General features: G+C 66.0%; 5 protein-coding genes and 1 pseudogene. 4 read left to right on the forward strand and 2 right to left on the reverse strand.

Annotation, left to right across the window (positions count from 1 at the left end; all coding sequences use genetic code 11):
- The 4 genes from Q0L57_RS03500 to alc form a co-directional block, all read left to right on the forward strand.
- Positions 1-425: hypothetical protein (locus Q0L57_RS03500; protein WP_296737955.1), on the forward strand; the 425-nt coding region annotated here is incomplete at its 5' end.
- Between the two features lie 94 nt (positions 426-519).
- Positions 520-1,890 (forward strand): allantoinase AllB, encoded by a 1,371-nt coding sequence (gene allB / locus Q0L57_RS03505; protein ID WP_296737958.1) that lies wholly within the window; start codon positions 520-522, stop codon positions 1,888-1,890.
- Position 1,891: 1 nt separating this feature from the next.
- The gene (locus Q0L57_RS03510; RefSeq protein WP_296737961.1) at positions 1,892-2,668 is read left to right on the forward strand and encodes an aspartate/glutamate racemase family protein; all 777 of its coding nucleotides are present in this window, start codon (positions 1,892-1,894) and stop codon (positions 2,666-2,668) included.
- Positions 2,665-3,897, forward strand: a complete 1,233-nt coding sequence (gene alc / locus Q0L57_RS03515; protein ID WP_296737965.1) for an allantoicase — start codon at positions 2,665-2,667, stop codon at positions 3,895-3,897. Before Q0L57_RS03510 ends, alc begins: the two co-directional genes overlap by 4 nt.
- Before the next feature lie 483 nt (positions 3,898-4,380).
- On the opposite strand, the pseudogene groL reads toward alc, so the two are convergent.
- Positions 4,381-5,972: pseudogene (gene groL / locus Q0L57_RS03520) on the reverse strand (chaperonin GroEL).
- 62 nt (positions 5,973-6,034) lie between these two features.
- A complete protein-coding gene (groES, locus tag Q0L57_RS03525; protein WP_059186482.1) occupies positions 6,035-6,331 on the reverse strand; it encodes a co-chaperone GroES in 297 nt (98 codons plus the stop codon).
- Positions 6,332-6,407: the final 76 nt, after the last annotated feature.

A 6,407-nucleotide genomic window follows, 5' to 3' on the forward strand; every position in this document is an offset into this window, starting at 1 on the left:
AGCGCCAGTACACGGTGGTCGGCCTCGGCCTGATCGCCGCCGTGCTCACCTTCTATCTGCCGAACTTGCAGGACACGTTCAACCTGGTGACCAGCATCGGATCGACCACGGTGCCGGTGGCAAGCACCATCATGGCGATCGACCTGTTCCTGCTGCCCTGGCTGTTCGGCATCAAGCGGCCGATGTACCGCGTCGCCAACTGGAGCGAGCTCGGCATCGCCAACTGGCCGGGCGTCATCGCACTGGCCGCCGGTACGGCTGTCGGCGTCTACACGGCCGGCCTGATCCCGGCGATCAACAGCGCCTATATCGGCTTCCCGGCGCTGCAGTCCTGGCTGACCGGCGCGGTCGTCTACCTGATCGGCGTGACGCTGGTCCACAAGCGGGCCGACGTGAAGGCACTGCTCGGCTTCGCCCGCATCTGACGGGCAGGCCGGTCCGGAGGCGGCAACCGCCTCCGGACGATGATCCCAGGCTTCTTTTCAACGTTCGTCGCGCAAGCAGCGCGGAGGAATCGCCATGACATCCCTCGACCTGATCATCCGCGCGCCACGCGCCATCCTGCCCGAAGGCGAGCGCGCCGTGTCCATAGGCATTGCAAACGGCAGGATCGTGCGCATCGCCGCGCTCGACGCTCCCGCCAGCGCCCGCGAGACCGTCACGCTCGGCGCCGATACCGTGCTTCTGCCCGGCCTCGTCGACAGCCACGTCCATATCTGCGAGCCCGGCAACACCGAGTGGGAAGGGTTCCTGACCGCGACCCGCGCCGCGGCGGCCGGCGGCATCACCACGCTGGTCGACATGCCGCTGGACAGCGTGCCGACCACGGTGACGCTCGATGCGCTCGCCGCCAAGCGCGACGCGGCGGACGGCCAGTGCCATGTCGATGTCGGCTTCTGGGGCGGCGCCATCCCGTCGAACCTTGCCGACCTGCCCAGGCTGCACGCGGCCGGCGTGCTCGGCTTCAAGTCTTTCCTCTGCGATACCGGCACCGACGATTTCCCCGGCATCACGCCGCAGCATATGCGCAAGGTGATGGACGTGGTGGCCAGCCTCGGCTCGCTCTTCATCGTCCATGCCGAGAGCGCGAGCGCCATGGCCGCGATGGCGGAAGTCCACACCCGTCGCTACGCCGACTATCTCGCGTCGCGCCCGAAAGGCATCGAGAACCTGGCGATCGCCGAGGTGATCGAGGCGGCCCGCGCCAGCGGCGCCAGCGCCCATATCCTGCATCTTTCCAGCGCCGACGCGCTGCCGATGATCGCCTCGGCGATTGCCGACGGCGTGCGCCTCAGCGTCGAGACCTGCCCGCATTATCTGGCCCTCTCAGCCGAGGAGATCGGCAACGGCGAGACCGTCGCCAAGGTCGGACCGCCGGTGCGCGAGGCCGCGAACCGCGAAAAGCTCTGGGCCGGTGTCGGCGAGGGCATCGTCAGCTTGGTCGTCTCCGACCATTCGCCCTGCACGCCTGCGATGAAAGAACCGGTCTCCGGCGATTTCGGCGCTGCCTGGGGCGGCATCTCCTCGCTGCAGCTCGGCCTGCCGTTGACTTGGAGCGAGGCGAGGAAGCGGGGGCATTCGCTGGCCGATGTCGTGCGCTGGATGGCCGAGCGGCCGGCCGCACTTGCCGGCCTTGCGCATAAGGGCCGCATCGCGACCGGCTGCGATGCCGATTTCGCTGTGTTTTCGCCCGATGCGGAATTCGTCGTCGACGCGGCAAACCTCCACCATCGCCATCCGGTCACGCCTTATGCCGGCAGAACGCTGAGCGGCATGGTGCGGGAGACGTACCTGCGCGGTAAGCGCATCGACCTCTTCGGCCGCCCGAGCGGTGAGCTGATCGCCAGGCAGACGCCGGCCGAGAAAAAGGAATTGAGAAGGAGCGCCTGAAATGAAGATCCTGGTCGTCAACGTCAACACCAGCCAGTCGATGTCCGACGTCATCGACGCGGCTGCCAAGGCCGCCGCATCCGCCGGCACCGACATCGTCACGCTGACGCCGTTCTTCGGGCCGGAGGCGGTGGACTGCAATTTCGAGAGCTACATTTCGGCCGTCGCCGTGATGGACCGCGTGCTCGCCTATGACGAGCCTTTCGACGCGGTGGTGATGGCGGGCTTCGGCGAGCACGGCCGCGACGGGTTGCAGGAGCTGATCGAGCAGCCGGTGATCGAGATCTGCGAGGCCTCCGCCCATATGGCGATGATGATCGGCCGCAGCTATTCGGTCGTCACCACGCTGCAGCGCTCGGTGCCGCCGATCGAGGACAGGCTGCGGCTGTCAGGCCTCGCCGATCGTTGCGCCTCGGTACGCGCCAACGGCATGAGCACGCTCGAGGTCGACCAGGACCCGGCGGCCGCCATGCGCTCCATTGTCGAGGAAGCGCGCAAGGCGGTCGAGCAGGACCATGCCGAGGTGATCTGCCTCGGTTGCGCCGGCATGGCCGGGCTGGAGGAAGCGATCACCAGCGAGCTCGGCGTGCCGGTCATCGATGGCGTCGCCGCCGCGGTGCGGCTCGCCGAAGCCGTCGTCGGCCTTGGGCTGAAGACCAGCAAGGTTTCGACCTACGCCCGTCCGGATGAGAAGCGCATCGAGGGTTGGCCACTGTCGGAAGCGCTGGGCCTGAGGCCCCGGCCCGAACTGGCGCTGCGCGCGGGAGGCAGGCGATGAACATGTTCGAGAAGGCCCCGAGGCAGGACGCCTATGCCATGCCCGAGCTCAAGGAGGATTTCGCCGCCGAGGTCGATCTCGCCTCGCGCTGGCTGGGCGGCAGCGTGCTGGCCGCGAGCGACGAGTCCTTCGGCGAGAAGGAAAGCCTGCTGACACCGACGCCGTCGGCTTTCGTGCCCGGTAATTACGGACCGCGCGGTGAGATCGTCGACGGATGGGAGACCAAGCGCCGGCGCGAGCCCGGCCACGACTGGGCGCTGGTCCGGCTGGGAGCGGCCGGCATCATCACCGGCATCGATGTCGACACCTCCTGTTTCACCGGCAATTTCCCGACCACCTGCCGCATCGAGGCGTGTGGCGTCGAGGGTTATCCGAACCCGAAGGCGCTGATGTCGGCTGAGACCGAATGGGTGGAGATCGTGCCACGCTCGCCACTCAAGGGCGACGCGCACAACCGCTTCGAGGTTTCCGACCGCCGCCGCTTCACCCACGTGCGCCTGTCGGCCTTCCCGGACGGCGGCATCGCGAGGTTGCGTGTGTTCGGCCATGTCGTGCCGGACCCCCGGTTGTTCGACGGCCTTACCATCGACCTCGCCGGCCAGGACCATGGCGGCCAGGTGATCACCAGCAGCGATGGCTTCTACACCTCGGCCGCGATGCTCAATCGCCCGGACAAGGCGCGGCATATGGGCGAGGGCTGGGAAACGCGTCGCCGCCGCGACGACGGCAACGACCATGCTATCATTCGGCTCGCGCTGCCGGGCTACGTGCGGCTGGTCGAGATCGACACCGCGCATTTCAAATACAACGCTTCCGCCGAGGTGGCGCTTTCGGGCGCGAGCGAAGTGCTTGCCGGCGGCGACGGCTGGACACCGCTGCTGTCGCGCCGGCCGTTGCAGCCGGACACGCGCCACCTTTTCCGACTGCCGGACCTTGGTGCGCTGGTTTCCTACGTCCGGCTCGACGCCTACCCCGACGGCGGCATCTCGCGCGTCAGGCTTTGGGGCAAGGTCGATCAGGCGGCGCGGCGCGCGGCGGGTTACCGCTGGTTCAACGCGCTGCCGGCAGGACAGGCGCGGCAGGCGCTGGCGGAGCGGGGTGTTTCGGACGATCTCGCGGAACGGCTGATCGCGGCGCGGCCACTGGCCGAAGAGGCTATCGCTTCATTCGCCGATGCCGGGCTGGCGGGCGTGAAAGCGATGCTCGAAGGATCGGGCGATGAGAGCTGACGGAAAGGTCCTGCTTGCCTTGAAGATGCTGCGGCAGCTCGTCTTCGCGGCGATGCAATTCCGCTTCGGGCTGCATTCGCTTCGCCGCTAGCACGGGAGAGATTGTGCTCCGGCGGCGGCGATTGGCCGGAACAATCTTCATGTCGTCATTCCAGGGCGGAGCAAGGAGCGAAGCGACGCGCGCAGACCCTGGAATCCATGCCGTGACCTTGGTCCGATAATGCAACGGTGCAGAATTCTGCACCGTGGCGGCGCCTCGACGTCACGGCATGGATCCCTCGGGTCTGCGCGCGTCGCTGCGCTCCTTGCTTCGCCCGTGGATGACGACGTTGCGAGAGATACGCCAATCTTCCAACGAAAAAGGGCGCCTTTCGGCGCCCTTTCCGTATCAACTTGGTAGCGTGGATTAGAAGTCCATGCCGCCACTCAAGCCCGCTTGCGGGCTTGAGCATTGTTAGTTGATGGGCGTGCTTTATGGACTTCTTAGAAGTCCATGCCGCCCATGCCACCCATGCCGCCGCCAGGCATGCCGCCCGGCATGCCGCCGGCCGACTCCTTCTTCGGAGCCTCGGCGATCATGGCTTCGGTGGTGACGAGCAGGCCGGCGACCGAGGCCGCGTCCTGGAGAGCGGTGCGAACGACCTTGACCGGGTCGACGATGCCCATGGCGATCATGTCGCCATACTCGCCGGTCTGGGCGTTGTAGCCGAAGGTCGCGCCCTTGTTCTCGAGGATCTTGCCAGCAACGATCGAGGCTTCCGCACCGGCGTTGGCCGCGATCTGGCGGGCCGGAGCCTGCAGCGCGCGACGCACGATGTTGATGCCGGCAGCCTGGTCGGAGTTGGCGCCGGTGGCCTTGACGTTGGCCGAAGCGCGCAGCAGGGCCACGCCACCGCCGGCGACGATGCCTTCTTCCACGGCCGCGCGGGTCGCGTTGAGCGCGTCGTCAACGCGGTCCTTCTTTTCCTTCACTTCCACTTCGGTCGCACCGCCGACGCGGATCACGGCAACGCCGCCGGCGAGCTTCGCCAGACGTTCCTGCAGCTTCTCCTTGTCGTAGTCCGAGGTGGTCTCCTCGATCTGCTGCTTGATCTGGGCGACGCGGCCCTGGATCTCGGCCTTCTTGCCGGCGCCGTCGACGATGGTGGTGTTCTCCTTGGAGATCGACACCTTCTTGGCGCGGCCGAGCATGTTGAGGCCGACATTCTCGAGCTTGATGCCGAGGTCTTCCGAGATGACCTGGCCACCGGTGAGGATGGCGATGTCTTCCAGCATGGCCTTGCGGCGGTCACCGAAGCCCGGAGCCTTGACGGCGGCGATCTTCAGGCCACCACGCAGCTTGTTGACGACCAGCGTGGCCAGGGCCTCGCCTTCGACGTCTTCCGAGATGATGAGCAGCGGCTTCGAGGTCTGAACGACAGCTTCCAGGACCGGCAGCATGGCCTGCAGGTTGGAGAGCTTCTTCTCGTGCAGCAGGATGTAGGCGTCTTCCAGATCGGCGACCATCTTGTCGGCGTTGGTGACGAAGTAGGGCGACAGGTAGCCGCGGTCGAACTGCATGCCTTCGACGACTTCCAGCTCGGTCTCGGCGGTCTTGGCTTCCTCGACGGTGATGACGCCTTCGTTGCCGACCTTCTGCATCGCTTCCGCGATCATCTTGCCGACCGACTCGTCGCCATTGGCCGAGATCGTGCCGACCTGGGCGACTTCCTCGGAAGTCTTGATCTTCTTGGCAGCCTTGCCGAGAGCGGAGACGACTTCACCGACCGCGAGGTCGATGCCGCGCTTCAGGTCCATCGGGTTCATGCCGGCGGCAACGGCCTTGTTGCCTTCCTGGACGATCGCCTGGGCCAGGACGGTCGCGGTGGTCGTGCCGTCGCCTTGTCCTCAAGCTCGATTTCCTTGGCGACGGTGACGCCGTCCTTGGTGATGCGCGGGGCGCCGAACGACTTGTCGATGACGACGTTACGGCCCTTCGGGCCGAGGGTCACCTTCACCGCGTCGGCGAGGATGTTGACACCGCGCAGCATGCGCTCACGGGCGTCGCGGGAGAATTTTACGTCTTTTGCAGCCATTGTTAGCTCCTGACAGGGACTCGGGAAGAGCCCGAAAATTCAGTTGATGGAGAGGCCGATAATCAGCCGATGATGCCCATGATGTCGGATTCCTTCATGATCAGAAGGTCTTCGCCATTGAGCTTGACTTCAGTGCCCGACCACTTGCCAAACAGGACGCGGTCGCCGGCCTTGACGTCCAGCGGGACGAGCTTGCCGTTTTCGTCGCGAGCGCCGGAGCCGACGGCGATGATTTCGCCTTCCTGCGGCTTCTCCTTCGCCGTGTCCGGGATGATGATCCCGCCGGCGGTCTTGGATTCGGATTCAACCCGGCGAACGACCACGCGGTCATGAAGCGGGCGGAACTTGGACTTTGCCATGTTTTCTTCCTCGAATGAGAACGGTGAGAACTGTTCCTCCGTCCGGCGAAACCGGACTTGGTTAGCACTCACCAAT

It is taken from the genome of Mesorhizobium sp. (genome assembly GCF_024509055.1).
Classification (GTDB): Bacteria; Pseudomonadota; Alphaproteobacteria; order Rhizobiales; family Rhizobiaceae; genus Mesorhizobium.

What these genes read in the sequence shown, in the direction of transcription:
- alc (WP_296737965.1), top strand. Translation starts at nt 2,665, where the DNA reads ATGAACATGTTCGAGAAGGCCCCGAGGCAGGACGCCTATGCCATGCCC.
- groES (WP_059186482.1), bottom strand. Translation starts at nt 6,331, where the DNA reads ATGGCAAAGTCCAAGTTCCGCCCGCTTCATGACCGCGTGGTCGTTCGC.
- allB (WP_296737958.1), top strand. Translation starts at nt 520, where the DNA reads ATGACATCCCTCGACCTGATCATCCGCGCGCCACGCGCCATCCTGCCC.
- Q0L57_RS03510 (WP_296737961.1), top strand. Translation starts at nt 1,892, where the DNA reads ATGAAGATCCTGGTCGTCAACGTCAACACCAGCCAGTCGATGTCCGAC.